A 25,937-nucleotide genomic window follows, 5' to 3' on the forward strand; every position below is an offset into this window, starting at 1 on the left:
CTGGCTCGCAGGGACGCGCGGGTGCAGCGGCCATCAACACGTCTGAGGAGACAGTGCTGTGACCGGGATCAAGACGACCGGCGAGAAGAAGTTGATGCTCTTCTCCGGCCGCGCCCACCCCGAGCTGGCCGAGGAGGTCGCGCAACAGCTGGGTGTCGGGATTGTGCCGACCAAGGCATTCGATTTCGCCAACGGTGAGATTTATGTGCGCTATCAGGAGTCGGCCCGTGGCGCGGACTGCTTCCTGATCCAGAGCCACACCGCTCCGATCAATAAGTGGATCATGGAGCAGCTGATCATGATCGATGCGCTGAAGCGGGCCTCGGCCCGGAGCATCACCGTGATCGTGCCGTTCTACGGCTATGCCAGGCAGGACAAGAAGCACCGTGGCCGGGAGCCGATTTCGGCACGGCTGGTCGCTGATCTGATGAAGACGGCGGGGGCTGACCGGATCCTGACGGTCGATCTGCACACGGACCAGATCCAGGGCTTCTTCGACGGTCCGGTGGACCATCTCTTCGCGCTGCCGGTGCTGGCGGACTATGTGGCCGGGAAGGTGGACCGGTCGAAGCTGACGGTCGTCTCGCCGGACGCGGGCCGGGTGCGGGTCGCGGACCGCTGGTGCGACCGGCTGGGGGCGCCGCTGGCGATTGTGCACAAGCGGCGGGACAAGGATGTCGCCAATCAGGTGACCGTCCACGAGGTCGTCGGCAATGTGAACGGCCGGGTCTGTGTCCTGGTGGACGACATGATCGACACTGGTGGCACGATCTGTGCGGCGGCGGACGCGCTGTTCGCGCACGGCGCCGAGGACGTGATAGTGACGGCCACGCACGGTGTGCTGTCGGGTCCGGCCGCCGACCGGCTGAAGAACTCGAAGGTCAGTGAGTTCGTCTTCACGAATTCGCTGCCCGACCCGGGCAATCTCGATCTCGACAAGATCACGGTTCTGTCGATCGCGCCGACGATCGCCCGTGCGGTGCGTGAGGTGTTCGAGGACGGTTCGGTGACCAGCCTCTTCGAGGAGCAGGCTTAACTCCGGGCTCTCGGCTCCGGGCTCCGGGCTCTCGGGTGAGGGCGCTCGGCTGAGGGCTCCGGGTCACGGGTCCCAGGTTCCGGGTCCCAGGTTCCGGGTCCCAGGTGCCCCGGACCCCGAAGATCGATTTCTGAGGCGGCCTCCCCGCCGGGTAGACTCACTGAGTTGCTCGGCGAGGGAGGCCGCACTCATGTGCGGCGGTCCGTTATCGACGCGCTCTTCGTAGCAGGCCTGTCGTGGCCGGGTGACGGCCGATTTCCTGTCATCTACGAGGAGTGCCGTCATGGCTGAAGTGAAGATCAGCGCCGAGGTCCGTTCCGAGTTCGGCAAGGGCGCCGCCCGCCGTACCCGTCGTGCCGACAAGGTCCCCGCCGTCATCTACGGCCACGGTGCCGACACCGTCCACGTGACCCTGCCGGGCCACGACCTGATGATGGCGCTGAAGACGGCGAACGCGCTGATCTCGCTGGACATCGAGGGCCGCAAGGAACTGGTCATCCCGAAGGCCGTCCAGCGCAACGCGCTCAAGGGTCACATCGAGCATGTCGACCTGCTCGCGGTGAAGCGCGGCGAGAAGGTCACCGTCGAGGTCGCGGTGCACACCGAGGGCGACCTGGCCCCGGGCGCCAACCTGCTGGAGAACGTGCTCAACACGCTGACCGTCGAGGCCGAGGCCACCCACATCCCGGAGTCCGTCACGGTCTCCGTCGCCGGTCTGGACGCCGGTGACTCGATCGTCGCCAAGAACGTCCCGCTGCCGTCCGGCACCACGCTGGTCACGGACGAGGACGCGGTCGTCATCCAGGTCCTGGCCGCGCAGGCCGAGGAGCCCGCCGCCGAGGAGGCCGAGGCGGCCGAGGGCGCCGAGGGCTGATCCGTACGCTGTGCCCCACGGGGTGGCGGGCCTCGGCCCGCCACCCCGTTCGCCTGTCCGTACCCCGATTCATCCGATCCAGAGGAGACGCAGCGCGGATGACCACGGATGCCAACGCCCCCTGGCTGATCGTCGGGCTGGGTAATCCCGGGCCCGGTTACGCGGCCAATCGGCACAATGTCGGGTTCATGGTGGCCGATCTGCTGGCGGAGCGTGTCGGCGGCTCCTTCAAGCGGGCGCAGAAGGCGCAGGCCCAGGTGATCGAGGGCCGGATCGGGCCGCCGGGTCCCGGCAATCGCCGGGTCGTGCTGGCCAAGCCGGCCTCGTACATGAATCTGTCCGGTGGTCCGGTCACCGGGCTGCGTGATTTCTACAAGGTGCCGACGGCGAACATCGTCGCGGTCCATGACGAGTTGGACATCGACTACGGCGTGCTGCGGCTGAAGCTGGGTGGCGGGGACAACGGCCACAACGGTCTGAAGTCGATGACGAAGGCGATGGGCCCCGATTACCACCGGGTGCGGTTCGGGATCGGCCGGCCGCCGGGCCGGATGCAGGTCGCGGACTTCGTCCTGAAGGATTTCTCGTCGGTGGAGCGCAAGGAGCTGGCGTACTTCGTGGACCGTGCGGCGGACGCGGTGGAGGCGCTGGTGATCGAGGGGCTTGAGCGCGCGCAGAGTACGTACAACTCCTGACAGGAGTTGACCGGGCGCATGCCTATGGCCAAAGATCCCGCCCTATGGGACGGACGACAGCGCGGACGCGGCGGAAGCGGAACTCCTCCGGCCGCATGCTCTCCTTCGGCCGACGGGCAGCGATGGGCGGCGTGGCCGTGCTGCTGCTCGTCGCGGCCATCTGGACCTCCTGGGACACCGCGCACCATGTGGTGCTCGGCAAGGGCCGTGAGCACGGCACCCTCACGGTGGCCGGCTGCGCGGACGGGACCTGTACCGGGCCGTACGATCCCGACGGCCCTGACGGTCCCCGTGCGGGGATGACCATCGGGCAGTCGGTCGCGGCCAAGAAGGGCGAGCGGTTCCCGGTGGTGGTGAAGCCGGGCACCGATGAGCTGGTCCGTACCGACGCGGCGGGGCAGCTGTACGCGTGGGTGCCGCTGGGCGGGGCGCTGCTGCTGGCCTCGCTCGTCATCGGTGGTGGTCTGCGGATGACCCGGACGGCCTGGGGGACGGCGCTGGCGGGTGCCGTGCTGCTGCTGGCCACGTTCTTCGCGCTCTGAAGCGCCGCGAACGCCGCGAAGCGCTCCGAAGCGGGGCACCTCGCTGCTACGACACCGGTACGACACCGCCCCCGGCCCAAAAACCCGGGCCGGGGGCGGTGTCATGGCGCCGCCGCGTACGTACCGCGATCAGCCGGTGTTGCGCAGCCCCGCCGCGACCCCGTTGACGGTCAGCAGCAGCGCCCGCGCCAGCAGCGGGTCGGGCGCCTCCTGCCGCTCCGCCGCCGCGCGCTGGCGGGCGAGCAGCGAGACCTGGAGGTAGGAGATCGGGTCGAGGTAGGCGTCCCGGATCGCGAATGTCTGCTGGAGCGCCGGGTTGGAGTCGAGAAGCTTCTCGCCGCCGGTGATCCGCAGTACCTCCTGGACGGTGAGCGCGTGCTCGGCCTCGATGGTGGCGAAGACATGCTTCAGCTCGTCGGGCACCAGCGTGTCCACGTAGTGGCGCGCGATGCGCAGGTCCGTCTTGGCGAGTGTCATCTCGACGTTCGAGAGGAAGTTCTGGAAGAAGTGCCAGTGCTCGTACATCTCGTCGAGCGCCGTGCCGGGTCCGGCCTCGCGCAGGGCCCTCAGGCCCGAGCCGACCCCGAACCAGCCGGGCACGATCTGCCGTGACTGTGTCCAGCCGAAGACCCAGGGGATGGCGCGCAGTCCGTCCAGACCGGCGCCGGAGTCGGGCCGCCGGGAGGGCCGGGAGCCCAGGTGGAGGTCGGCGAGCTGGTCGACGGGGGTGGAGGCGAAGAAGTACGCGGGCAGGTCGGGGTCCTCGACCAGCGCGCGATAGGCGGCGTGGGCGGCGTCCGAGACGGTGTCCATGGCCGAGTCCCAGCGGGCCAGCGCCTCGTCGGACTGGCGCGGCGCGGTGTGCAGGGCCGATGCCTGGAGCGTGGCGGCGACGGTCAGTTCCAGGTTCTCCCTGGCCAGGGAGGGGATCAGATACTTGTCGGAGATGACCTCGCCCTGCTCGGTCACCTTGATCTCGCCCTCCAGCGTGCCCCAGGGCTGGGCGAGGATCGCGTCGTGCGAGGGGCCGCCGCCGCGGCCGACGGTGCCGCCCCGGCCGTGGAAGAGGCGCAGCCGTACGCCGTGCCGGTGGGCGACGTCGCGCAGTCGGCGCTGTGCGCGGTGGATCTCCCATTGGGAGGTGGTGATGCCGCCGAACTTGGACGAGTCGGAGTAGCCGAGCATGACCTCCTGGACGTCGCCGCGCAGGGAGACGAGCCGCCGGTAGGAGGGGTCGGCGAGCATTTCGTCAAGGATGACGTCGGCGGCGCGCAGTTCGTCCGTGGTCTCCAGCAGCGGCACGATGCCGATCTTGGCCCAGCCGCCGTGCAGGTCGAGGAGTCCGGCCTCGCGGGCGAGTACGGCCGCGGCGAAGACGTCGTCCGCGCCCTGGCACATGGAGATGATGTACGACTCGATGACCTCGGGCCCGAACCGTTCGAAGGCCTGGCGGACGGTGTGGAAGACGCCGAGGGTCTTCTCGCCGGCGGCGTCGAGCGGCGCGGGGGTGGGCGCGAGCGGCCGGCGGGAGCGCAGTTCCTTGGCGAGGAGCTTCTGCCGGTATTCGCGGGGCATGTCGGTGTAGCGCCAGGATTCCTCGCCGAGCCGGTCGAAGAGCTGTCCGAGCGCGTGGTGGTGGGCGTCGGCGTGTTCGCGTACGTCCATGGTGGCGAGCTGGAGGCCGAAGGCGGCGAGCGTTCGGATCGTACGGTCCATGCGGCCGTCGGCGAAGAGGCCGCCGCGGTGCTGGCGCAGCGAGGTCTGGATCAGGGTGAGGTCGTCGAGGAGTTCCGCGGTGCCGAGGAAGTCGCGGCCGGGCTCGTGCGGGGTGCCCTTGGCGAGGCGTTCGCGGGTGTTGACGAGCTTCTGGCGGATGCAGGTGGCCTTGAGGCGGTAGGGCTCTTCGGCGTTGAGCCGCTTGTAGCGGGGGCTGATCTCCGGGAGGCGCGCCAGGTCGGCCTGGAGGGAGTCGAGGAGTTCGTCGGTGGCGCCGGTGTAGCGGACGGAGTTGGAGAGCAGGCCGCGCAGATAGTCGATGAGTTCGAGCGCGTCGGTGATGCCGTGTTCGTGCTGGAGGATCAGTACTTCGCGGGTGACCTCGGGGGTGACGTTGGGGTTGCCGTCGCGGTCGCCGCCGATCCAGGTGCCGAAGGTGAGCGGCCGGGTGCCGGGGGGCAGCTCGACGCCGACACGGTCCAGTTCGGCGACGAGGTCTTCGAGTACGTCGCCGACGGCCCCGACGTGGAGTTCGTCGAGGTAGTAGATGGCGTTGCGTGCCTCGTCGGCCGGTTCGGGCCGTACGACGCGCAGTTCGTCGGTCTGCCAGATCAGGTCGATGGACTCGGCGAGCCGCAGGTCGTGGCGGCGCCGGTCGGAGGCGATGACGGGGGCTTCGAGGAGTTCGGCGATGCGGCGGAGCTTGTTGAGTACGGAGCGGCGCGCGGCTTCGGTGGGGTGCGCGGTGAACACGGGCCGTACGTTCAGGTTCTTGACGGTTTCGCGCAGATGCTCGGGGTCCGCGTCCTTGAGCCGGTCCGCGGTTCGGGCGAGCAGCCCGCCCTCGGCGGCGCGGCGTTCGCGCATCTCCTTGCCGCGGTGGACCTGTTCGGTGACGTTGGCCAGATGGAAGTAGGTGGAGAAGGCGCGCACCAGCTTGGCGGCGGTCTCCAGGTCGGTGTCACCGAGAAGCTCAGCGGCGGCTTCTCCGTTCTCGCGCGTCAACGCGCGTACCCGCTCGACGAGGTCGAGAAGTTCCGGGCCTTCCTGCCGTACGAGTGTCTCGCCCAGCAGGTCACCGAGACGGCGGATGTCGGAGCGCAGCTCCGCGCTGGCGGATGGGGTCTGGTCGGCACTGCTCACAGGTGCGGCTCCTTGCAGTGTTGAAGCACGTCTGGAGGTTTCTGGAGGCGTCAGACCTTCCGGGAGAAGGTCTCGCGGACCGCGCTGTCCGACGACAACAAGGATAGGTGTCCTTCGCCTGGTGTTATCCACAGGCCTCTTGCCGCGCCGTATGGCGCTGCCATACTTACGATGCCGTAGGTTACGCACCCGTATCCAACCTTCTGCCCTATTCGTACTTCTGGCCTATTACTCACCCCAGGGGACCCCCTCATGCCCACACCCCCCGACCTGATCGACGATCCCTCCACTCCCCCCACCCCTTCGGGCGCCGACGGGGCCCCGCTTCCCTCCGCCACGCTCGGCGGGGACAGCAAGGGGTCCATCGAGCAGATCGCCCTGCTGCTCTTCATCGTCGTGCCCTTCGCGGCCCTGCTCGCGGCGGTCCCGCTGGCGTGGGCCTGGGGCGGCGTGAGCTGGCTCGATCTGGGTCTGATGGTGGCGATGTACTACATCGGCTGCCATGGCGTCACCATCGGTTTCCACCGCTACTTCACCCATGGCTCCTTCAAGGCGAAGCGCCCGCTGCGGATCCTGCTCGCCGTCGCGGGTTCGCTCGCCGTGGAGGGCCCGCTGGTCCGCTGGGTGGCGGACCACCGCAAGCACCACAAGTACTCGGACGCGGAGGGCGACCCGCACTCGCCGTGGCGGTTCGGCGAGACGCTTCCCGCGCTGATGAAGGGCTTGTGGTGGGCCCACATCGGCTGGCTGTTCGACGAGGAGCAGACGCCGCAGCACAAATACGCGCCCGACCTGATCAAGGACCCGGCGATCCGCGCGGTCTCGCGCCAGTTCGCGCTGTGGACGGTCGTCTCGCTGGCGATCCCGCCGCTGGTGGGCGGGCTGGTGACGATGTCCTGGTGGGGCGCGTTCACCGCGTTCTTCTGGGGCTCGCTGGTACGGGTGGCGCTGCTGCACCATGTCACGTGGTCGATCAACTCCATCTGTCACGCGGTCGGCAAGCGCCCCTTCAAGTCCCGGGACCGCTCGGGCAATGTGTGGTGGCTGGCGGTGCTGTCCTGCGGCGAGTCCTGGCACAACCTGCACCACGCGGACCCGACCAGCGCGCGGCACGGCGTGCTCAGGGGCCAGCTCGACTCCAGCGCCCGGATCATCCGCTGGTTCGAGCTGCTGGGCTGGGCGTCCGACGTCCGCTGGCCGAGCGCCGCCCGGCTGGACACCCGCCGCAAGAGCGCACCCGCCAAGGCATGATGGGCACCGTGGCGATCGACGGCAGTACGAGCGGCAAGGGCAGCACCGACAAGGGCCGGACCACGGGAGGCCGGCGGACCCGCAGGGTCCGGATGACGGGTGCGGAACGGCGCGAGCAACTGCTGGACATCGGCCGCACCGTCTTCGCCGAGAAGGGCTTCGAGGCCACGTCGGTCGAGGAGATCGCGGCGAAGGCCGGGGTCTCCAAGCCCGTCGTCTACGAGCACTTCGGCGGCAAGGAGGGCCTGTACGCGGTGGTGGTGGACCGCGAGATGCGCCAGCTGCTGGACATGGTCACCAGCGCCCTGACCGCCGGCCACCCCCGTGAGCTGCTGGAACAGGCCGCGTTCGCTCTCCTGGACTACATCGAGACGTATACGGACGGCTTCCGCATCCTGGTCCGCGACTCCCCGGTCGCGCAGTCCACGGGCACGTTCGCCTCGCTGATCAGCGATATCGCCACCCAGGTCGAGGACATCCTCGGCATGGAGTTCAAGGCCCGCGGCTTCGACCCGAAGCTGGCACCGCTGTACGCCCAGGCGCTGGTGGGCATGGTGGCGCTGACCGGCCAGTGGTGGGTGGACGCGCGCCGCCCGAAGAAGTCCGAGGTGGCGGCGCATCTGGTGAACCTGGCCTGGCACGGCCTGGAGAACCTGGAGCCGAGGCCGCGGCTGATAGGCCACCGGAAGATCTGAGGGGGCGGGGTCGGCCGCGCCGTCGATCACCGCGGTCAGCCTCGGGGGGCATGGTCACTCATTGTGATGACTATTGTCGTATTCCACCGCTACGGTGGAGGAGCAGGGCCGAGCATTCCGTCCATGGGAGGAATCATGACCGCAGAGCCAGTCAAGGCCGCACACCAGTGGCCTGTGCCCCCGCAGGACGGCTACACCGTGGACGATCTGTTCACCCTGCCAGGACTCCCGCCGCACACCGAGCTGATCGACGGGAGCCTCGTTTTCGTGAGTCCGCAGCGGAATTTCCACACCACGGTGATCGACCTGTTGATGATGGGCCTGCGCCGCACGGTGCCGACGGACCTGAAGGTGCGTCGCGAGATGACGGTGGTGCTCGACCGCCGCAACGGTCCCGAGCCCGATGTGTCCGTCGTCCGCGCCGAGGCGATCACCGGCCTTGAACAGACCAGGTACGAGGCATCGGACGTCCTGCTCGCCGTCGAGGTGGTGTCCCCGGACTCCGAGGCACGTGACCGAGAGAGCAAGCCGCACAAGTACGCCACGGCGGGCATCCCCAACTTCTGGCTGGTCGAGATGGCCGGCGCCGACATGCACCCAGTGGTACGCGTGTACGAACTGGACCCGCTGTCGAAGTCGTACACGTTGACGGGGATCCACCACGACCGGCTGAAGACCGGCGTCCCGTTCACCATCGACATGGACATCACCTTGGAGGCGCTGAACCAGCTCTGAGTCCGCCGGTTGCGCCGGCCTACCCCTCCTTCTGGGCGACCGCGAAGATCCGGCGAAACGGGAAGACCGTGCCGTGCCGGCCCGGGGGGTAGGCCGTGCGGAGCAGGTCTCGGTACTGGGCCGTGAACTCCGCCGTGGCCTCCTCGTCGTCCTCCAGCGCCGTGAGGACGGGCCGCAGGGCCGTGCCCTTGACCCAGTCGAGCACCGGGTCCTCGCCGGTGAGGAGCTGAAGGTAGGTCGTCTCCCAGACGTCCGCCGCGCAGCCCAGGTCCGTCAGACGCGTGAGGTAGTCCGCGGGCTCCAGGACCCGGGTGGCCCGCAGGGCCGGGAGGTCGAGCCGGTCGCGCCAGCGCGGGGAGGCGCACACTTCGGCGAGCAGGGTGTGGCTGGGCGCGCCGAAGTTGCCGGGGACCTGGAAGGCGAAGGTGCCGCCGGGGACGAGCGCGTCGATCCAGCCGGCGAAGGAGTCGGGGTGGTTCGGCACCCACTGGAGGGCCGCGTTGGAGACGATCAGGCCGTGCGGTTCGCCGGGCGTCCAGTGCGCGGCGTCACCGGCCCGGAATTCGAGCGTACCGCCGCCCGCGGTGGGGCCCTCGTGGTCCTCGCGGGCCCGGTCCAGCATCTCGGGCGAGTTGTCGAGGCCGGTGATCCGGGCGGCCGGCCAGCGCTCGGCGAGGAGCGCGGTGACATTGCCGGGGCCACAGCCGAGGTCGGCGATCCTGACGGTTCCGCCCTCACCGGCGGGCGGCTCGGGGATACGGGCCAGCAGATCGAGGAACGGACGGCCGCGATGCCCGGCGTGCCTGAGGTACTGCTTCGGGTCCCACGTCGGAGCGGGCCGGGCGGAGGAAGGGGTAGGTGCGGAGTGCATGGTGGAGCCCCCATCGCGGTCGCGGCGTACACCGCCGGAGCGGCCGGCGGCGGTCACGTCCCAGCCTGCACCCCATATATCTTGACGTCAAGAGACTTCATGTCGAGGCACCCTCTACACTGATCGTCATGGAGGACGAGGTCGACCGACTGGTCGCAGCATGGCGCCGAGAGCGCCCCGACCTCGACGTGGAACCGCTGGAGGTGCTCAGCCGTGTGAGCAGGCTGGCCCGCCATCTCGACCGCGCGCGCCGTATCGCCTTCTCGGAGCACGGTCTGGAGCCGTGGGAGTTCGACGTACTCACCTCGCTGCGGCGCGCGGGCGCCCCGTATCAGCTCTCGCCCGGCCAGCTGCTGACCCAGACCCTGGTCACCTCGGGAACGATGACGAACCGTATCGACCGGCTCACCAAGAAGGGCCTGGTCGAGCGGTTGCCCGACCCCAGCGACCGACGCGGGGTGCTGGTCAGGCTCACCACCGAGGGGCGGGACCGCGCGGATCAGGCGCTCGCCGGGCTGCTCGCCCAGGAGCGCGCGATCCTCGTCGAACTGTCCCGCGCCCAACGGGGTGAACTGGCCGGGCTGCTACGCCAGTTGACCGCCCCGTTCGACAACGTTCCCTAAGGGCTGTCCCGTAATCCCTGGTGGATCAGCGCGCGGCGTCAGATGCGGTGCATCGCAAGGCGGAGGGGCGCTCGCATACTGGACGTATTCGGGCGTTCCGACAACGCGGCGAGGTGCCGTAGCTGTCGTCGCGCGCCCGCCGGGGATTACGGGACGGCCCTTAGCGGCTGCACCAGATCGACCGGTCCGACGCCCGCGCGGCGGGCCAGGGCGACGGCGGCCAGCGTGGAGTGCACGCCCAGCTTCCCGAGCACGTTCTGCATATGCGTACGGACGGTGTGCGGGGAGAGGAAGAGACGTTCGGCGACGGCCTTGCGCCCCAGCCCCGCGACCATGCAGCGCAGCACCTCGCGCTCGCGCGGCGTCAGCGACTCGACGAGCCGCTCGCTCTCCGTACGGTGCTTGCGCGCGGCCGTCAGCTCCCGCAGGACGCCTGTGAGCAGCGCGGGCGGCAGATGCGTCTCGTCCCGCAGGACGCCCCGCATGACGGCGAGCAGCCGTTGCAGCGAGCAGTCCTTCGCGACCCATCCGGAGGCGCCCGCCTGGAGCGCCAGGGCGGCGCGGTGCGGGTCGTCCTTCTCGGCGAGCACGACCGTACGGACGGACGGCTGGCCCGAACGGACCCCGGCGACCAGCGAGATGCCGTCGACCAGGACGGCTTCGCCATGGTCCGGCACGGCACGGGCGACCGGCACCTGGGCCGACCCGCCTGCCCCCGCCGGTCCCGGTCCGGGCCCCGCCGTCGTGCCGTTGGCCGTCCCGTTCACCGCCCCGTTGTGCGAGCCGTTGAGCGAGCCGTTGAGGGAACCCGTCACCGCCCCGTTGAGCGAGCCGTTGACCGCACCGCCGGCCGCCCCCGGGACCGTGCCCAGATCGGCGTCGACGAGCATCACATCGAACCTGCGCCCCTCGGCCGCCGCGCGTTCGAGACAGCGCAGCGCGGCGGGGCCGCTGCCCGCGGCCGACACGTCCACGTCCGGCTCGGCCGCGAGCGCGGCGGCAAGCGATTCGGCGAAGATGCGATGGTCGTCCACCACAAGAACCCGGATACGTACCACTGGACACCCCCTGAAACGCGGGTGGCGGATGTCAACGGGCACGGCGCCCGGTATGCGGGGCGACAGATCAACGGCACGGCCGCCGCCGCCTGATGACCGCTGCCCCACCCCGGGCGTCGTACCCGACTTGTCTCCACCCCTGAACAGCACCGGCCCCCACCGGTGCTTTTTCCCAGCGTACGGGCGCAGGCCCGAAGCGGAAGGAAATTCGCAGAACTCGTTGGCCGCCGTGTTTATGGTGGGCCCCATGTTTCGTATGGAGACAGAAGTCGACAAGGAACGGCACGCCGCTCTCGGCGAACGGCTGGGCGCGGCCAACTCGGACCGCTCACCGGTCATGCGCGCGCTGCGCACCAGTCCGCTGGGGGAGGAAGTCCCGCTCCATGTCTGGCTGTTGGACGATACGACGGGCGAGCTGGCGGGCGGCCTGACCGGCCGTACCTGGGCCCGCTGGCTCCATGTGGATCTGCTCTGGGTCGACGAACGGAACCGCGGCGCCCGGCTGGGCAGCAGGCTGCTGGCCGAAGCGGAACGGATGGCCAGGACGGAGCGCGACTGCGCGCGGGCGCGTCTGGAGACCTGGGACTTCCAGGCCCCGGACTTCTACCGCAAGCAGGGCTACCGGGTCGTCGGCGAGATCATGGACTACCCGCCGGGCGTGACGGAGTACATCCTGATCAAGACGCTGACCTGACCTGACCTGGCCTGGCCTGGCCTGACCTGACTTGGCCTGGCCTGGCCTGGCCTGGCCTGACCGGGATACGGACCCGACCGGAACGCGCACCCGCCGGACGGCATCCGACGCCGGGGACGCGCCCGGCACGCCGGAACCGTACGCGCTCCGGCTGTCTACACGGGCATGACCTGCACGTCATAGTGCGGAATCCACTTGTCACGGGTCACGAGCGTCATGCCCTCGATCTGCGCCTGAGCGACGAGCAACCGGTCGAAGGGGTCCCGGTGATACGCCGGCAGCCTGCCCGCACGCACTCCATGCCCCGCGCTGATCGACAGCGGAGTGAACTGACTGTCCCGGGCACGCTCCGCCAGATCCTCGGGTCCTTCGAGTTTGCCGAGCGACTGTTTGATCGCGATCTCCCACGGCGACACCGCACTGACATACACGGAAGGCTCTTTGTCCAGCAGATCCTTGACCCCGTCATCCAGTTCAGGGGAATCAGCCAGCCACCACAGGATGATGTGGGTGTCGAGCAGCAGCCTCATCAGCGCATCCCGAAGGCGTCGGCGATGTCGTCGGGAAGCTCGTCGAAGTCGTCGTTGATACGGATCCGCCCTTTGAGGGACCCCCGCCCCGTCCGTCTCACTTCCGGCCGCAGCGGTATGACCTTCGCGACCGGCACCCCGGCCTTGCTGATCACGACTTCCTCGCCGGTGGCCACCTGCTCCAGGATGCGTGAGAAGTGCGTCTTCGCCTCGTGCACGTTGTACTGACGGGCTGCTTCCATGACTGGGGCCTCACAGGCGTTCAGGGGCGGACTAAGCACTGGACTAAGTCTAGCCGAGACCAGACGTACGTGGACGTACACCGAGTCACCGCAGGTACGCGGGGGACCGGACTCGGCACCCGCGCCCCGGCGGGACAGCTCCCCCGGCCGCCCTCAGACCAGCCGGTGCGCCCCTCTCGACGGGATCGCCGGGAAGACCCGCGGGGCGGTGTGGCCCGCCGCCGTGAAGGCTTCCGTGACCGCCTTCGTCACGGCTTCCGTGTCCGGCTCCTCGACCAGGACGACCGCCGAGCCGCCGAAGCCGCCGCCCGTCATCCGGGCGCCGAGCGCGCCCGCCGCCGTGGCCGTCTCGACCACCAGGTCGAGTTCGGCGCAGGAGACCCGCAGATCGTCGCGGAGCGAGGCATGGCCCTCGACCAGGATCCCGCCGACGGCGCGGGCATCGCCCGCGTCCAGCAGCGCGATGACCCGTTCGACGCGGTGGTCGTCGCTCACGACATGGCGGACGTAACGGCGGACGTTCTCGCTCTCGCCCGCCGCGGCCAGCCGGTCGAGCGCCCCGGGCAGGTCCTCGTACGCCACATCGCGCAGCGCGCGCACCCCGAGCGCCCGCGCGCCCGCCTCGCAGCCCGCGCGCCGTTCGGCGTACGCGCCGTCGCCGAGCGCGTGCTTGACGCGGGTGTCGACGACCAGCAGCCGCAGCCCCTGGGCGGCCAGGTCGAAGGGCACCTGGCGCTGCGAGAGGTCGCGGGTGTCCAGATGGAGCGCGTGTCCGTCGGCGCAGCACGCCGAGGCCATCTGGTCCATGATCCCGCACGGCACACCGACGAAATCGTTCTCGGCGCGCTGCGCGAGCACCGCCAGCTCCGGCGCCGACAGGCCGAGTTCGTACAGGTCGTTCAGGGCGAGGGCGGTGACGACCTCCAGCGCGGCCGAGGACGAGAGGCCCGCGCCGGTCGGGACGGTCGACGCCAGATGGATGTCGGCGCCCGCGACCGGGTGCCCGGCCTGCCTCAGCGCCCAGACGACACCGGCCGGATAGGCGGCCCAGCCGGTGGAGGAGAGCGGTACGAGCGCGTCGGCGTCGAGCCGGACGACGCCCTGCGAGACATCGGCGGAGTGCACCCGCAGGACCGGGTCCGGACGGCGGGACACCGCGGCGACGGCCCGGTGCGGCAGCGCCAGCGGCATCACGAAACCGTCGTTGAAGTCGGTGTACTCGCCGATCAGATTCACCCGGCCGGGGGCCGCCCACACGCCCTCGGGCTCGGCCCCGTACAGCCGCCGGAACTCCTGGGTCACCGTCTCGACGACGTCTTCTCCGCCGGCGTCCGCACTGTCCACGCCCGTACCGCTCCGGCTCACCCGTGGTTCTCCCTCATCCTTGGTTCTCCTCGCGGCGGGCGAACGCCCACGCGTCCGTGACGATCCCCGCCAGATCGGCGCGGCTCGGGGTCCAGCCGAGACGGTCATGGGCCGCTTCGGCGGAGGCGACCAGCACGGCGGGGTCGCCGCCCCGGCGCGGTGCCACGACCTCGGGGACGGGGTGCCCGGTGACCGCGCGTACGGTCTCGATGACCTCGCGGACCGAGAAGCCCGCGCCGTTGCCGAGGTTGCAGATCAGATGCTCGCCGCCGGTGGCCGCGTCCAGCGCGCGCAGATGGGCCTCGGCGAGGTCGGCGACATGGATGTAGTCGCGTACGCAGGTGCCGTCCGGCGTCGGGTAGTCCTCGCCGAACACCGAGATCGCCTCCCGCTTGCCGAGGGCGACCTGGAGGACCAGCGGGATGAGATGCGACTCGGGGTCGTGCCGCTCGCCGCAACTGCCGTACGCCCCGGCCACGTTGAAGTACCGCAGGGAGACGGCCGCGAGACCGTGCGCCGCGCACTCCCCGCTGATCATGTGGTCGACGGCGAGCTTGGTGGCGCCGTACGGGCTGGTGGGCGCCGTCGGGTCGGTCTCCGTGATGGGGGTGGAGACCGGCTCCCCGTAGGTCGCGGCGGTGGACGAGAAGACGAGCGTGCGCACCCCGGCCGCGCGCATCGCGGCGAGCAGCGCCATCGAGCCGCCGACGTTGTTGTCCCAGTACTTCTCGGGCTTGGCGACGGACTCGCCGACCTGCGAGGAGGCCGCGAAGTGCAGCACCGCGTCGTACGAGGGGTCCAGCCACTTCGCGGCGTCCTGGATCCGGCCCTCGATGAAGTCCGCTCCCGCCGGGACGCCCTCGCGGAATCCGGTGGAGAGATCGTCCAGCACGGTCACCTCGTGACCGGCCTCCAGCAGATGGGCCGCGACCACGCTGCCGACATATCCCGCACCGCCCGTGACGAAGTACTTCCGGGCCACGGGAGCCGTCGCCGTCTTCCCTGTCGTCGCCGTCGTTCCCGGGGAAGACACAGTCTCGCTCACTCGCTCGCTACCTCTCGCAGTCGCTCGGCCGCGGCCTCCGGCGGCACGTCGTTGATGAACACACTCATGCCGGATTCGGAACCCGCGAGGAATTTCAGCTTGCCGGAAGTGCGGCGGATGGTGAAAAGCTCAAGGTGAAGCGCGAAGTCGTGCCGCCCCTCGGCCCGGAAGGGCGCTTGGTGCCAGGCGGAGATGTACGGCGTCGGCGGTTCACCTTCGCCGAAGATCCGGTCGAAGCGCCTCAAGAGTTCCAGATAGATCTGTGGGAACTCTGTGCGCGCCGCGCCGTCGAGCCCGCGCAGGTCGGGGGTCCGCCGGACAGGGTAGAGGTGCACCTCGTACGGCCAGTGCGCCGCGTACGGCACGAACGCCAGCCAGTGCCGCCCCGCGAGCACCACCCGGCCGCCCTCGGTCCGCTCGCGCTCGACGAGGTCGTCGAAGAGGTTGCGGCCGGTCGCGGCCCGGTGCTCCCGTACGGAGCGGAGCATCAGCGCGGTGCGCGGGGTGACGAAGGGGTAGGCGTAGATCTGCCCGTGCGGATGGCCGAGGGTGACACCGATCTCCGCGCCGCGGTTCTCGAACGGGAAGACCTGTTCGACCTCCGGCAGCTCGGCCAGTTCCGCGGTGCGGTCGGTCCACGCGTCGAGCACCAGCCCGGCCTGCTCGGTGGTGAGGTCCGCGAACGAGGAGTCGTGGTCGGAGGTGAAGCAGACGACCTCGCAGCGCCCGGAGTCCCCGGCGAGGGAGGGGAAGCGGTTCTCGAAGACGGCGACGTCGTAGTCCGGCTCCGGGATCTCGCTGAGCCGGCCGTCCCGCGAGGGGCAGAGCGGGCATGCGTCGGCGGGCGGGTGGTACGTACGGGCCTGGCGGTGCGAGGCGATGGCGACGGCGTCACCGAGCAGCGGGTCCCGGCGGATCTCGGAGGAGGTGGCGACCGGGCCGAGGGACCTGCGGTCGGGAGCCTCGCGCACGGCGTCGTCCCGCAGGTCGTAGTAGACCAGCTCGCGGCCGTCGGCGAGTCTCGTCACCGTCTTCTTCATCGGTTGCCTCCACGGCCCGCGGCTCCCAGGGCCTCTCCCCAACAGAACCGCGCACAACAAATCATAAGCGAACAGTCGACGTCAACGGCCACTGACGCCGGAGCCGGAGCCCCCGGAGCCCCGGGATCCCCCGGAGCCCCCGGATCCCCCACACTCCGATCACGATCGGACAAAGAAAACCAACACAAGTGTTCATTTTCTAAACACAGAAGCGTAGGTTCCGGCAGAGTCATCTTCTTGCGACGAAGCGGGTACCCCCCATGCGATACCTGGCCGAAGGGCTCCGGCTCCCCACCAACGGGCTCGACTACACCATCCTGGCGATCTACTTCGTAGTGGTCCTCGGCATCGGCTTCGCCGCCCGTGCCAGCGTGCGGACCAGCCTTGACTTCTTCCTCTCCGGGCGCTCCCTGCCCGCCTGGGTGACGGGCCTCGCGTTCGTCGCCGCCAACCTCGGCGCCACCGAGATCCTGGGCATGGCGGCCAACGGCGCCCAGTACGGCGTCTATACCGTGCACTGGTACTGGATCGGCGCCATCCCCGCCATGGTCTTCCTCGGCCTGGTGATGATGCCGTTCTACTACGGGTCGAAGGTGCGCTCCGTCCCGGAGTTCCTGCTGCACCGCTTCGGCCCGTCCTCCCATCTGCTCTCGTCGGTCATCTTCGCGGTGTCGTCCGTGCTGATCGCGGGCGTCAACCTCTACGCGATGGCGATCGTGCTGGAGGCGCTGCTCGGCTGGCCCGAGTGGATCGCGATCGTCGTCGCGGGCTTCTTCGTCCTCGCGTACATCACCATCGGCGGTCTCTCCTCGGCGATCTACAACGAGGTGCTCCAGTTCTTCGTCATCCTCGCCGCGCTGATACCCCTGACCATCGTCGGTCTCAAGCGGGTCGGCGGCTGGGACGGGCTGACCGACTCCCTCACCGGCTCGCACGGCGGCGCCTTCCTGAGCGCCTGGGAGGGCACCGGCGTCGGCTCGCCGAACCCGCTCGGCGCGAACTGGCTGACGATCGTCCTCGGCCTCGGCTTCGTGATGAGCTTCGGGTACTGGACCACCAACTTCGCCGAGGTGCAGCGCGCGCTGTCCGCGAAGAACCTCTCCGCCGCCAAGCGCACCCCGCTGATCGCGGCCTTCCCCAAGATCCTCATACCCATGGTCGTGATCGTCCCCGGTCTGATCGCGCTGGTGATGGAACCGACGCTGGGCAAGGCGGGCAGCGGCCTCCAGTACAACGACGCGATCCCGGTCCTCATGCGGGATCTGCTGCCGAACGGTGTGCTCGGCATCGCGGTCACCGGTCTGCTCGCCGCGTTCATGGCCGGTATGGCCGCCAACGTCTCGTCGTTCAACACCGTCTTCACCAACGACATCTGGGGTGCGTACCTCAAGAAGGACCGTGCGGACGCGTACTACCTGAAGACCGGACGGGTCGTCACGGCGGTCGGTGTGCTGATCGGCATGGGTACGGCGTTCATCGCCTCCAGCTTCAGCAACATCATGAACTACCTCCAGACGCTGTTCTCCTTCTTCAACGTCCCGCTGTTCGTGGTCTTCATCATCGGTATGTTCTGGAAGCGGACCACCCCGGCCGCCGGTTTCTGGGGGCTGCTCTCCGGCACGGTCGCCGCGATGGTCAACTACTTCTGGCTCTACAAGGGCGGGATCGTCGACATCCCGAGCGACCAGGGCGCGAACTTCGTCTCCTCCATCGTCGCGTTCGTCGTCGGCGCCCTGGTGATGGTGGTGGTCTCGTACGTGACGCGGCCCAAGCCCGCCGAGAAGCTCGCGGGGCTGGTGTACGGCACGCGCTCGCCCGACATGGACGAGCTGCCGGCCGAGGGCGACGACGCCTGGTACCGCAGGCCGGCTCTGCTCGGCTGGGGCGCGATCATCCTCGCCGCCATCTGCTACGTGCCGTTCTCCTTCTGACGCCCCGACCTGACGTGCTGACACCACGACCTGACAGGCCGACGTCCTGACGCCGAGGCGCTGACGGCGCCGAGAGGAACACATCACCATGAGCGACTACCGCAACGACGTCGAGGAGCTGGAGGCCAAGTCCGCCACCGCGGCCCGGCTCTTCGACATCCGCCGCATCATCGGCGGGCTCTTCGTGGTCTACGGGATCATCGTGACCATCGCCGGGATCACCGCGTCCGACGCCGATCTGGAGAAGGCGCAGGACATCAACATCAATCTGTGGACGGGGCTCGGGATGCTGGCCCTGGGGCTGTTCTTCCTGGTCTGGCTGAAGCTGCGCCCCACGGCGCCGCCCACACCGACCACACCGGCCACACCGGACGCCCCACCCGCCCCGCCCGCCGAGTAACAGCCGTCACGGGGGCCGGACTTCACTCACGCCGAGTGCGGTGATCCGGCCCCTTGGCCGCGTCCGGGTGCGGCGCGGCGCGGTCCAGCAGCCCCGTGCGCGCCGCCAGCGCCGCGGCCTCCAGCCGGGAGCCCACCCCCAGCTTCATCAGCACCCGCTGCACATGCGTCCTGGCCGTGCTCGGCGCGATGCGCATCCCGGCGGCGATCAGCCGGGTGTCCTCGCCCTCGGCGACCCGTACGAGCACCTCCACCTCGCGCGGGGTCAGCATCCGCAGCAGCCGCTGGCCCTCGTCGTCGGGCTGGATCACCGGATTGAGCAGCTCGGTGAACGCGCCCTGGAGCAGCTGGGGCGCCACCGCGGCCTCCCCGGCGCGCGCCTTGACCATGGCCCGCTCCACGCCCTCGATGCGCTCGTCGTGCCGTACGTAGCCGGAGGCGCCGGCCGCGAACGCCGCGGCGATCCCGCGCGGGCTGGGCACCGGCCCGAGCACGACCACCGCCACCTGCGGGCGCTCCCGTTTGATCCGTGCGATCGGGTCGAACGTGCCCGGCTCGGCGGGCACCGCCGTCCCCAGCAGACACACCTCGGGCGCCCTGCTCACCACCAGGTCGGCGACGCCCGCCGTGGGCGCCGCCGCCGCGAGCACCCGGTGCCCGCGCAGTTTCAGTGCCGAGGCGAGCGCCTCGGCGAGGAGTCTGTGATCGTCGACCACCATGATCCGCACACCCATGAGCAACCCTCCCCCCGTCCCCCGTTACCTGCCCGGCCCCCCGGCCCCCGGTCTCTAGACCCGGCAAGCTACACGCTTGTTCGACATCGCGCGCCCCCTAACGGTCAGAAGCCCCTCGGATTGCCGAATTCCCTGCCATTCAGGACTACTGACCGGCCAGTCCGGATACGAGCGGGGCCCCGGCCCGTGGTGTCACCCACGGGCCGGGGCCCCGAAATGTCGTGCCCGTAAAGGCAGTTGGCCGAGCCGCTAGCCGGTCGTGAAGGAGACGGCGAGATACGACTTGTCGTCGAGCGACGAATTCGACGGCTTGCTCAGCGTGGTGTCGGACATGAAGAGCCGGCCGTTTCGGTAGAGCAGTTCCGCGTAGTCCGGCAGAAAGCCGGACTCCATGTCACGCACGGTCTCGCCGGCCGGATTCTCCAACAGCACCGTCTGCTTGAACGTGCCGCCGTCGATGGAGACGATCTGGCCGCCCTTGTCGTACGGGGGCCGCTTGTACGCGATGATGTTGCCGCCATCCATGCGCAGCGGCACCATCGTGTAGCGGTCGCCCGCGTCGGCGCGGTCCGAGGTGCCCTTGCCGGTGGCGAGGTCGAACGAGACGATCTCGTTGGTGTCGCCGTACTCCCCGCCGCCCTCGTGCTCCTCGGTCGGCAGATAGAGCCGGCCGTTGCCCACCGCCAGCATCTGGCAGGACTCGACCTCGGTGGAGCGGCACTTCGCCGCGTACTTGTCGGCGTCCGCCGGGATCTTGGCGATCAGCTTGCCGGTCTTCGCGTCGATCGAGAAGAAGTCCGAGATCCCGCTGCCGTCCCCGGCGGTGTCACCGACGTCGGCCGCGACGACCAGCGGGTTGGTCGAGACGATGCTCGCGTAGTCCACACCGGTCGGCATCTGGAAGGTGGAGACCGGGGCGCCGGTGACCGGGTTCAGATTCTGGATGGAGACCTGCGGGTCGTCGTACGAACCGCACTTGCGGGCCGCCACGAGCCCTTCGCCGCCGCCGTACCCCATGTCGTAGCAGCCCTCGGCGCTGACCTCGGGCTTCCACCGGACCGAGCCGTCGGCCAGGTCGAAAGCCGCCCCGCCGTCGGTACCGCCGGCCGCGATGGTCTCACCGCTGAGGGTGACCTCGCTGAACCGGACCTTCTCGTCACCCACGTTGGAGCCCTTGACGGACTTGGACCAGAGCAGCTTTCCGGCCATCAGGTCGATCGCGCCGACCTCCGTGCACTGCTGGTAGTTCTTGTCGGCCGTCGTCTTGGCCGCGGCGAAGGCGACCGCCGTCTTGTTGTCATCGGAGACATGGGCGGATGCCGCGCAGACCTGGCCCGGGAGCGGGATCGACCACAGCTGGGTGCCCTTGTCCAGGTCGTAGCCGACGATCTCGTTGACCCCGGTCTTCACATACGCGGTGTCGGTGATCCAGGAACCCTTGACCGTCGTGACGTCGGTGACCTCGGGCACCGGCAGCTGGAAGGCGGCCTTGGACCTGGTGTTGCCGGGCACCTTCTCCTTGCCCGCGCCGTCGGCGGCCTTCTCGCCGCCGGTGCCCGCCGTACCGCCCTCGCTGGAGCCGGATGAGCCGCCCTTGGCGTCACTCTTCCCGCCCTCGTCACCGAAGGACGCGTACAGGACACCGCCGCCGATGATCAGTACGACGGCGACGGACGCGGCGATGATGATCTGCGCCTGGCGGCTCAGCTTCTTGCCGCCACCACCGCCACCACCCACGCCACCGACACCGGCGGCCCCCGGAGGCGCCGGGTACGGGTACTGCTGCTGGGCCCCCGGCTGCATGGGCGGGGTCGGGTAGCCGTACGGGGACGGCTGACCCGGCTGACCCGGCTGTCCCGCCTGGCCCGGATACCCGTACCCCGGCGGCTGGTTCGGATAGCCGTACCCGGGCTGCTGGTTCGGGTACCCGTACCCCGGCTGGGGGCCGGGCGGCGGTGTCTGCGGCGGCTCGGCCGGGGGACCTTGCGGCGGCGCCTGCGGATAGCCGTACGGAGGGTTCTGCGGGGGCGGTGTCGGGGCGCCGAACCCGCCGGGGGGCGGCTCCTGCGGGGCACCGAACCCGCCGGCCGGAGGCTCCTGCGGAGCGCCGAACCCTCCCTGCGGGGGCTCGTTGGGTGGCTGGGGCGGCTGCGTCATGACGTACGTACCTCGGGAAAGTGGTCGGGGACGAGAAGAACGGCGAGAGCGGACAGGGTCATTTCCCGAAGGCCATCATCGTCTTCGTCTTCAGTTCCTCTTCGTCGTTGCTCGCGCTGACCCGGCCGCTCATCACATAGAAACGGCCGTCCACATAGGCGTACTTCGGCGAGTAGAAGGAGTTCTCGATCTGTGCCGTGGACGCCGGGTGCTGCAAGAGCGTGGTCGGGGCGCCCCCGCTCGGGGCCACCGTCGCGACCGCGCCGCCCGTGTCGTACGTGGCGTCCAGATAGACCAGGACCTTCCCGCCCTCCATGCGCAGCGGCGTCATCGTGCGGCCCTCGGGCGCCTTCGCACGCCATGTGGACTTTCCGGTGTCCAGGCTGAAGGCGACGATCTCGTTGGTGCGTGAGGTGCTGCCGCTGTCGGGCGCGGTCGCCATGTAGAAGGTGTTCGCGTCGGCGGCGACACCGACACAGCCCTCCAGATTCTGGCCGAAGACGATGAAGCTCCCGCCGCAGTTCGGTGCGAACTTGTCGTTGCCGCCCTGGATCTGTGAGCGCGGGGTGCCGTCCGCGTTGAGCGCGACGATGCTCCAGGTGTCCTTCTCGTCGTTCTTCAACGAGACGACCAGCGGGTTGATCGAATAGACCTTGTCGGTGTCCCAGTCGGCGGCCAGCTTGTAGGTCCACTTGGCCTGACCGGTGGCCGGGTCGAGTTCCTGGATCTGGTTCCCGCCGGACGTGCAGCTCTCGGCGGCGATCAGCTTGGGGCCGCCGGTGAGCGCGTACGGCTGGCAGTCGCCGGGGAGCTTGCCGAACAGTTCCTTGCCGTCGCTCACCCGGAAGGCGTTGACGGCTCCGGTGCGGGCGGCGGTCACGGTGTCGCCGCTCATCGCGATGGTGATGTCGGAGAGCAGGTCGAAGGCCCCCGTCTCGGGTATCTCCTTCTTCCAACCGCCCTTGCCGGTCATCAGATCGACCAGCTGGAGCTGGTTGCAGTCGGCCTTCTCCGTGGTGCCGTTCTTGACCCCGATGACCAGCTTGCCGGTGGTCGTGGACGCGACGGGCGCCGCGCAGATCTCGGCGGGCAGCGACAGCGTCCACTTCTTCTTGCCGTCGGCGGCGGAGTACCCCACGACCTGCCGGTACATGGCCTTGACGACGGTGTCGCCGGCGAACCAGGGGCCGTACACATCGGAGCCGTTGCGCGGCAGGTCCACATCGTTGGTCTGGAGCCACTCGACCCTGGCCTCGCCGTCCTTGCGCCCGGCGTTGAGGTCGTCCGTGGCCTCACGGCCGTCGCCGCTGCCGTCGCCCTGGTCGACGCTGGGCGAACCGGTCGGCTCGGCGTCCCCGCTCTTGCTGACGTTCGGCTTGTCGCCGCTGTCGTCACCGCCGACGGCGAACCATATGCCGCCTCCGATGACCAGCGCTCCCGCGACGGCCGCCGCGATGATGACACCGGGCTTGCCCTTGAAGGGGTTCTTGCCGCCACCGCCGGCGCCACCGGGGGGCGCGGTGGGTGGGCCGGGGAACTGCTGGGGCGGATAGCCACCGCCGTAGGGTCCTGGCTGCTGCCCGTAGGGGCCCGGCTGGTTGTACGGCCCCGGCTGGTTGTACGGACCGGGCTGCTGCTGACCGTACGGACCCGGCTGGTTGTACGGGCCCGGCTGCTGCTGACCGTAGGGTCCGGGCTGGTTGTACGGGCCCGGCTGCTGCTGACCGACCGGTCCCGCCTGCGGATAGCCGTAACCGGGCTGCGCGGCGGGCGGACCCGGCGGCGTCTGTGGAGGCTGGGGCGTCTGCGGAGGCTGCGGCGCCTGTGGACCCGGCGGCGTCTGCGGAGGCGGCGGCATCTGCGGAGGCTGCGCGGGCGGCGGAGGACTCTGCGGTCCCTCCTGCCCCGGCGCGCCACCTCGCGGCGGGTCCTGCGGAGCTCCGAAGCCCCCCTGCGGCGGTTGCTGACTGGGCGGCTGACTCATCAGCGCTTTCCCCCTGTTAGTACGGTCCGCGACCCGGTCGGACTCCCCCGCGATTCCGGTGGCCGATGATTACCGGCCACCGGAATGGAGCGAATCGGGCGCGGTTTCCGCATCGTCATATCAGTCGAGCGGGGCTTCTTTCTATCACTCGGCCGTCCTCACGGGACGGGCCGGTCCGCCCCCGTTCCCAAGGGAGGACCGGCCCGTGATGCGCTCGTTACGCGCTCTGCACGGCGTCTCTACGCGTCCTCCGCGAGCTCCAGCCAGCGCATTTCCAACTCATCGCGCTCACCCACCAGTTCGCGCAGCTCCGCATCCAATTTGGCCACTTTCTCGAAGTCTGTGGCGTTGTCGGCGATCTGCTGATGGAGGGTCGTCTCACGGCTGGACATCTTGTCCAGCTGCCGCTCGATCTTCTGGAGTTCCTTCTTCGCCGCGCGGCCGTCCTTGGCCGACACGGCCCCCGTACCGGCGGCCGTACCCGCAGCCGCTCCCGTGCCCGCGGACCGGCCCTCGGCGGCGGCCGGTGCCGCGGCCGGAACCGCGGACTCGGTCAACTGGCGGCGGCGTTCCAGATACTCGTCGATCCCGCGCGGCAGCATCCGCAGCTTCGCGTCACCGAGCAGCGCCATCACCTTGTCGGTGGTCCGCTCGATGAAGAACCGGTCGTGCGAGATGACGACCATGGAGCCCGGCCAGCCGTCGAGCAGGTCCTCCAACTGGTTCAGCGTCTCGATGTCGAGATCGTTGGTGGGCTCGTCGAGGAAGAGGACGTTCGGCTCGTCCATCAGCAGCCTGAGCAGCTGGAGGCGGCGCCGCTCACCACCGGAGAGATCGCCGACCGGCGTCCACTGCTTCTCCTTGGTGAAGCCGAACTGCTCGCACAGCTGGCCCGCGGTCATCTCCCGCCCCTTGCCGAGGTCGACCCGGTCCCGTACCTGCTGCACGGCTTCGAGGACCCGCAGCGACGGCTTGAGTTCGGAGACCTCCTGGGACAGATACGCCAGCTTGACGGTCCTGCCGACCACGACCTTCCCGGCGGCGGGCTGGACATCGCCCTGCGTACGGGCGGCCTCGGCGAGCGCCCGCAGCAACGAGGTCTTGCCCGCGCCGTTCACCCCGACCAGCCCGATCCGGTCCCCCGGACCGAGCTGCCAGGTCAGATGGGTGAGCAGCACCTTGGGGCCCGCCTGGACGGTCACATCCTCCATGTCGAAGACGGTCTTGCCGAGCCGCGCGTTGGCGAACCTCATCAGTTCGGAGGTGTCACGCGGCGGGGGTACGTCCGCGATCAGCTCATTGGCCGCCTCGACCCGGAACCGCGGCTTCGACGTACGCGCGGGAGCACCGCGCCGCAGCCAGGCCAGCTCCTTGCGGACCAGGTTCTGCCGCTTGGCCTCCTCGGTCGCCGCGATGCGCTCGCGCTCGGCGCGCGCGAAGACATAGTCGGAGTAGCCGCCCTCGTACTCGTGCACCGCACCGCGCTGGACGTCCCACATCCGGGTACAGACCTGGTCGAGGAACCACCGGTCGTGCGTCACACACACGAGCGCGGATCGCCGCGCCCGCAGATGCTCGGCCAGCCAGGCGATGCCCTCGACATCGAGATGGTTGGTGGGCTCGTCCAGCACGATCAGCTCGGGCTCGCCGATCAGCAGCTTGGCGAGCGCGATCCGCCGCCGCTCGCCACCGGAGAGCGGCGCGATGACGGTATCGAGCCCCTGCGGAAACCCGGGCAGATCGAGCCCGCCGAAGAGCCCGGTGAGGACATCCCGGATCTTGGCGTTGCCGGCCCACTCGTGATCGGCGAGATCACCGATGACCTCGTGTCTGACCGTGGCGTCGGGATCGAGCGAATCATGCTGCGTCAGCACGCCGAGCCGCAGCCCGCCACTGTGCGTGACACGCCCGCTGTCGGTCTCCTCCAGCCTGCTGAGCAGCCTGATGAGGGTCGTCTTACCGTCGCCGTTCCGCCCGACGACACCGATCCGGTCCCCCTCGGAGACGCCGAGAGAGACACCGTCGAGCAGCGCACGGGTGCCGTACACCTTGGTGACTGCCTCGACATTGACCAGATTGACGGCCATTTTTCTCCTGCTTACGGGGGACGCATCGACATCCCAGCGTAACCGCCATCCCGGCGGCGCCGACCTGGCGGACCGCCCTGTGGGCACTGGGGCGGCGGGCCCCGCAGAGGTAAGGGGGAGCCGGGGGCACCCGGAGTCGGTCATGACGGGGGCCGCCCCTCAGCTTTGAGTGTCGCGGTTGCGGGTCGGGCGTGCGGGGCGCGCAGCGGTGGAATGGGGCGGCGCGGCCCCGGCTCAGCGTCTGACCGCTGTGGGCGGCTGGGATTCATGCCCCGCTGGTGGCGGTGCGTTGTGGGGTGCGGGTGAGGACCGAGGGGTAGTCGGGGTGGGCCGGGGGGTGTGGTGGCGGGTGGGGGCCGCCCCTAGGTTTCAGTTTCGCGGTTGCGGGCTGGGCGTCAAGGGCGCTCCTTCGTCGCGTCGGCAAGCCGATGGGCTGCGCCCACCCTTGACCCCCAACCCTCCACCGCAAGTGCAGCTTTGAGGGGGGCGG

23 protein-coding genes are annotated in these 25,937 nt (G+C 69.7%); 11 read left to right on the plus strand and 12 right to left on the minus strand.

The window, feature by feature from the left end; all coding sequences use genetic code 11:
• Positions 1-58: 58 nt before the first annotated feature.
• The 4 genes from ABTZ59_RS27320 (at position 59) to ABTZ59_RS27335 (ending at position 3,147) form a co-directional block, all read left to right on the plus strand.
• On the plus strand, positions 59-1,036 hold the full coding sequence (locus ABTZ59_RS27320; RefSeq protein WP_249952647.1) for a ribose-phosphate diphosphokinase: 978 nt from the start codon (positions 59-61) through the stop codon (positions 1,034-1,036).
• Between the two features lie 283 nt (positions 1,037-1,319).
• Complete coding sequence (locus ABTZ59_RS27325; protein ID WP_351418502.1) at positions 1,320-1,910, plus strand: 50S ribosomal protein L25/general stress protein Ctc; 591 nt, start codon at positions 1,320-1,322, stop codon at positions 1,908-1,910.
• A gap of 98 nt (positions 1,911-2,008) precedes the next feature.
• On the plus strand, positions 2,009-2,605 hold the full coding sequence (gene pth, locus ABTZ59_RS27330) for an aminoacyl-tRNA hydrolase (RefSeq protein ID WP_351418510.1): 597 nt from the start codon (positions 2,009-2,011) through the stop codon (positions 2,603-2,605).
• Positions 2,606-2,649: 44 nt separating this feature from the next.
• The gene (locus ABTZ59_RS27335) at positions 2,650-3,147 is read left to right on the plus strand and encodes a hypothetical protein (RefSeq protein WP_351418515.1); all 498 of its coding nucleotides are present in this window, start codon (positions 2,650-2,652) and stop codon (positions 3,145-3,147) included.
• A gap of 129 nt (positions 3,148-3,276) precedes the next feature.
• On the opposite strand, the gene ppc is transcribed toward ABTZ59_RS27335, so the two are convergent.
• A complete protein-coding gene (gene ppc, locus ABTZ59_RS27340) occupies positions 3,277-6,006 on the minus strand; it encodes a phosphoenolpyruvate carboxylase (RefSeq protein WP_351418519.1) in 2,730 nt (909 codons plus the stop codon).
• Between the two features lie 252 nt (positions 6,007-6,258).
• On the opposite strand from ppc, the gene ABTZ59_RS27345 reads away from it, so the two are divergent.
• The 3 genes from ABTZ59_RS27345 (at position 6,259) to ABTZ59_RS27355 (ending at position 8,687) form a co-directional block, all read left to right on the plus strand.
• Positions 6,259-7,257 (plus strand): acyl-CoA desaturase, encoded by a 999-nt coding sequence (locus tag ABTZ59_RS27345; protein ID WP_351418530.1) that lies wholly within the window; start codon positions 6,259-6,261, stop codon positions 7,255-7,257.
• The gene (locus ABTZ59_RS27350) at positions 7,254-7,952 is read left to right on the plus strand and encodes a TetR family transcriptional regulator (RefSeq protein WP_503003751.1); all 699 of its coding nucleotides are present in this window, start codon (positions 7,254-7,256) and stop codon (positions 7,950-7,952) included. Before ABTZ59_RS27345 ends, ABTZ59_RS27350 begins: the two co-directional genes overlap by 4 nt.
• A gap of 135 nt (positions 7,953-8,087) precedes the next feature.
• A complete protein-coding gene (locus tag ABTZ59_RS27355) occupies positions 8,088-8,687 on the plus strand; it encodes a Uma2 family endonuclease (protein WP_351418536.1) in 600 nt (199 codons plus the stop codon).
• 19 nt (positions 8,688-8,706) lie between these two features.
• Here the strand turns inward: ABTZ59_RS27355 and ABTZ59_RS27360 are convergent, their stop codons facing one another.
• Complete coding sequence (locus ABTZ59_RS27360; protein ID WP_351418543.1) at positions 8,707-9,558, minus strand: trans-aconitate 2-methyltransferase; 852 nt, start codon at positions 9,556-9,558, stop codon at positions 8,707-8,709.
• Between the two features lie 128 nt (positions 9,559-9,686).
• Here ABTZ59_RS27360 and ABTZ59_RS27365 point away from each other — a divergent pair, with 128 nt between their 5' ends.
• Positions 9,687-10,181 carry a MarR family winged helix-turn-helix transcriptional regulator gene (locus ABTZ59_RS27365; RefSeq protein ID WP_351418550.1) on the plus strand — a complete coding sequence of 165 codons (495 nt, stop codon included), beginning with the start codon at positions 9,687-9,689 and terminating at the stop codon, positions 10,179-10,181.
• Positions 10,182-10,327: 146 nt separating this feature from the next.
• Here the strand turns inward: ABTZ59_RS27365 and ABTZ59_RS27370 are convergent, their stop codons facing one another.
• The gene (locus ABTZ59_RS27370; RefSeq protein ID WP_351418553.1) at positions 10,328-11,239 is read right to left on the minus strand and encodes a LuxR C-terminal-related transcriptional regulator; all 912 of its coding nucleotides are present in this window, start codon (positions 11,237-11,239) and stop codon (positions 10,328-10,330) included.
• Between the two features lie 247 nt (positions 11,240-11,486).
• Here ABTZ59_RS27370 and ABTZ59_RS27375 point away from each other — a divergent pair, with 247 nt between their 5' ends.
• Positions 11,487-11,933 (plus strand): GNAT family N-acetyltransferase, encoded by a 447-nt coding sequence (locus ABTZ59_RS27375; RefSeq protein ID WP_351418557.1) that lies wholly within the window; start codon positions 11,487-11,489, stop codon positions 11,931-11,933.
• A 155-nt stretch (positions 11,934-12,088) separates the two neighbouring features.
• Here ABTZ59_RS27375 and ABTZ59_RS27380 read toward each other — a convergent pair whose 3' ends face one another.
• The 5 genes from ABTZ59_RS27380 to galT form a co-directional block, all read right to left on the minus strand.
• The gene (locus ABTZ59_RS27380; protein WP_351418561.1) at positions 12,089-12,463 is read right to left on the minus strand and encodes a type II toxin-antitoxin system VapC family toxin; all 375 of its coding nucleotides are present in this window, start codon (positions 12,461-12,463) and stop codon (positions 12,089-12,091) included.
• A complete protein-coding gene (locus ABTZ59_RS27385) occupies positions 12,463-12,705 on the minus strand; it encodes a type II toxin-antitoxin system Phd/YefM family antitoxin (RefSeq protein WP_351418566.1) in 243 nt (80 codons plus the stop codon). Before ABTZ59_RS27385 ends, ABTZ59_RS27380 begins: the two co-directional genes overlap by 1 nt.
• Before the next feature lie 153 nt (positions 12,706-12,858).
• Positions 12,859-14,070 (minus strand): galactokinase, encoded by a 1,212-nt coding sequence (gene galK / locus ABTZ59_RS27390; RefSeq protein ID WP_503003755.1) that lies wholly within the window; start codon positions 14,068-14,070, stop codon positions 12,859-12,861.
• A 13-nt stretch (positions 14,071-14,083) separates the two neighbouring features.
• A complete protein-coding gene (gene galE, locus ABTZ59_RS27395; RefSeq protein ID WP_249952740.1) occupies positions 14,084-15,052 on the minus strand; it encodes a UDP-glucose 4-epimerase GalE in 969 nt (322 codons plus the stop codon).
• Between the two features lie 59 nt (positions 15,053-15,111).
• Positions 15,112-16,155, minus strand: coding sequence for a galactose-1-phosphate uridylyltransferase (gene galT / locus ABTZ59_RS27400; RefSeq protein WP_351418571.1), 1,044 nt, complete (start codon positions 16,153-16,155; stop codon positions 15,112-15,114).
• A gap of 260 nt (positions 16,156-16,415) precedes the next feature.
• On the opposite strand from galT, the gene ABTZ59_RS27405 reads away from it, so the two are divergent.
• Together ABTZ59_RS27405 and ABTZ59_RS27410 are read left to right on the plus strand one after the other, a co-directional pair.
• Positions 16,416-18,086, plus strand: a complete 1,671-nt coding sequence (locus ABTZ59_RS27405; protein WP_351418576.1) for a sodium:solute symporter family protein — start codon at positions 16,416-16,418, stop codon at positions 18,084-18,086.
• Positions 18,087-18,174: 88 nt separating this feature from the next.
• Positions 18,175-18,486, plus strand: a complete 312-nt coding sequence (locus ABTZ59_RS27410; RefSeq protein WP_351418579.1) for a hypothetical protein — start codon at positions 18,175-18,177, stop codon at positions 18,484-18,486.
• Positions 18,487-18,508: 22 nt separating this feature from the next.
• On the opposite strand, the gene ABTZ59_RS27415 is transcribed toward ABTZ59_RS27410, so the two are convergent.
• The 4 genes from ABTZ59_RS27415 to ABTZ59_RS27430 form a co-directional block, all read right to left on the minus strand.
• Positions 18,509-19,219: a helix-turn-helix transcriptional regulator gene (locus tag ABTZ59_RS27415; RefSeq protein WP_351418582.1), complete on the minus strand. Its 711-nt coding sequence runs from the start codon at positions 19,217-19,219 to the stop codon at positions 18,509-18,511.
• 249 nt (positions 19,220-19,468) lie between these two features.
• Entirely contained in the window at positions 19,469-21,376 is a 1,908-nt protein-coding gene (locus ABTZ59_RS27420; protein ID WP_351418587.1) for an outer membrane protein assembly factor BamB family protein, read from the minus strand.
• Between the two features lie 58 nt (positions 21,377-21,434).
• Positions 21,435-23,360, minus strand: coding sequence for an outer membrane protein assembly factor BamB family protein (locus ABTZ59_RS27425; RefSeq protein ID WP_351418592.1), 1,926 nt, complete (start codon positions 23,358-23,360; stop codon positions 21,435-21,437).
• 239 nt (positions 23,361-23,599) lie between these two features.
• Positions 23,600-25,447 carry an ABC-F family ATP-binding cassette domain-containing protein gene (locus ABTZ59_RS27430; protein ID WP_351418598.1) on the minus strand — a complete coding sequence of 616 codons (1,848 nt, stop codon included), beginning with the start codon at positions 25,445-25,447 and terminating at the stop codon, positions 23,600-23,602.
• Between the last annotated feature and the right edge of the window lie 490 nt (positions 25,448-25,937).

Origin of the sequence: Streptomyces sp. NPDC094034 (assembly GCF_040303865.1) — a bacterium.
Lineage (GTDB): Bacteria > Actinomycetota > Actinomycetes > Streptomycetales > Streptomycetaceae > Streptomyces.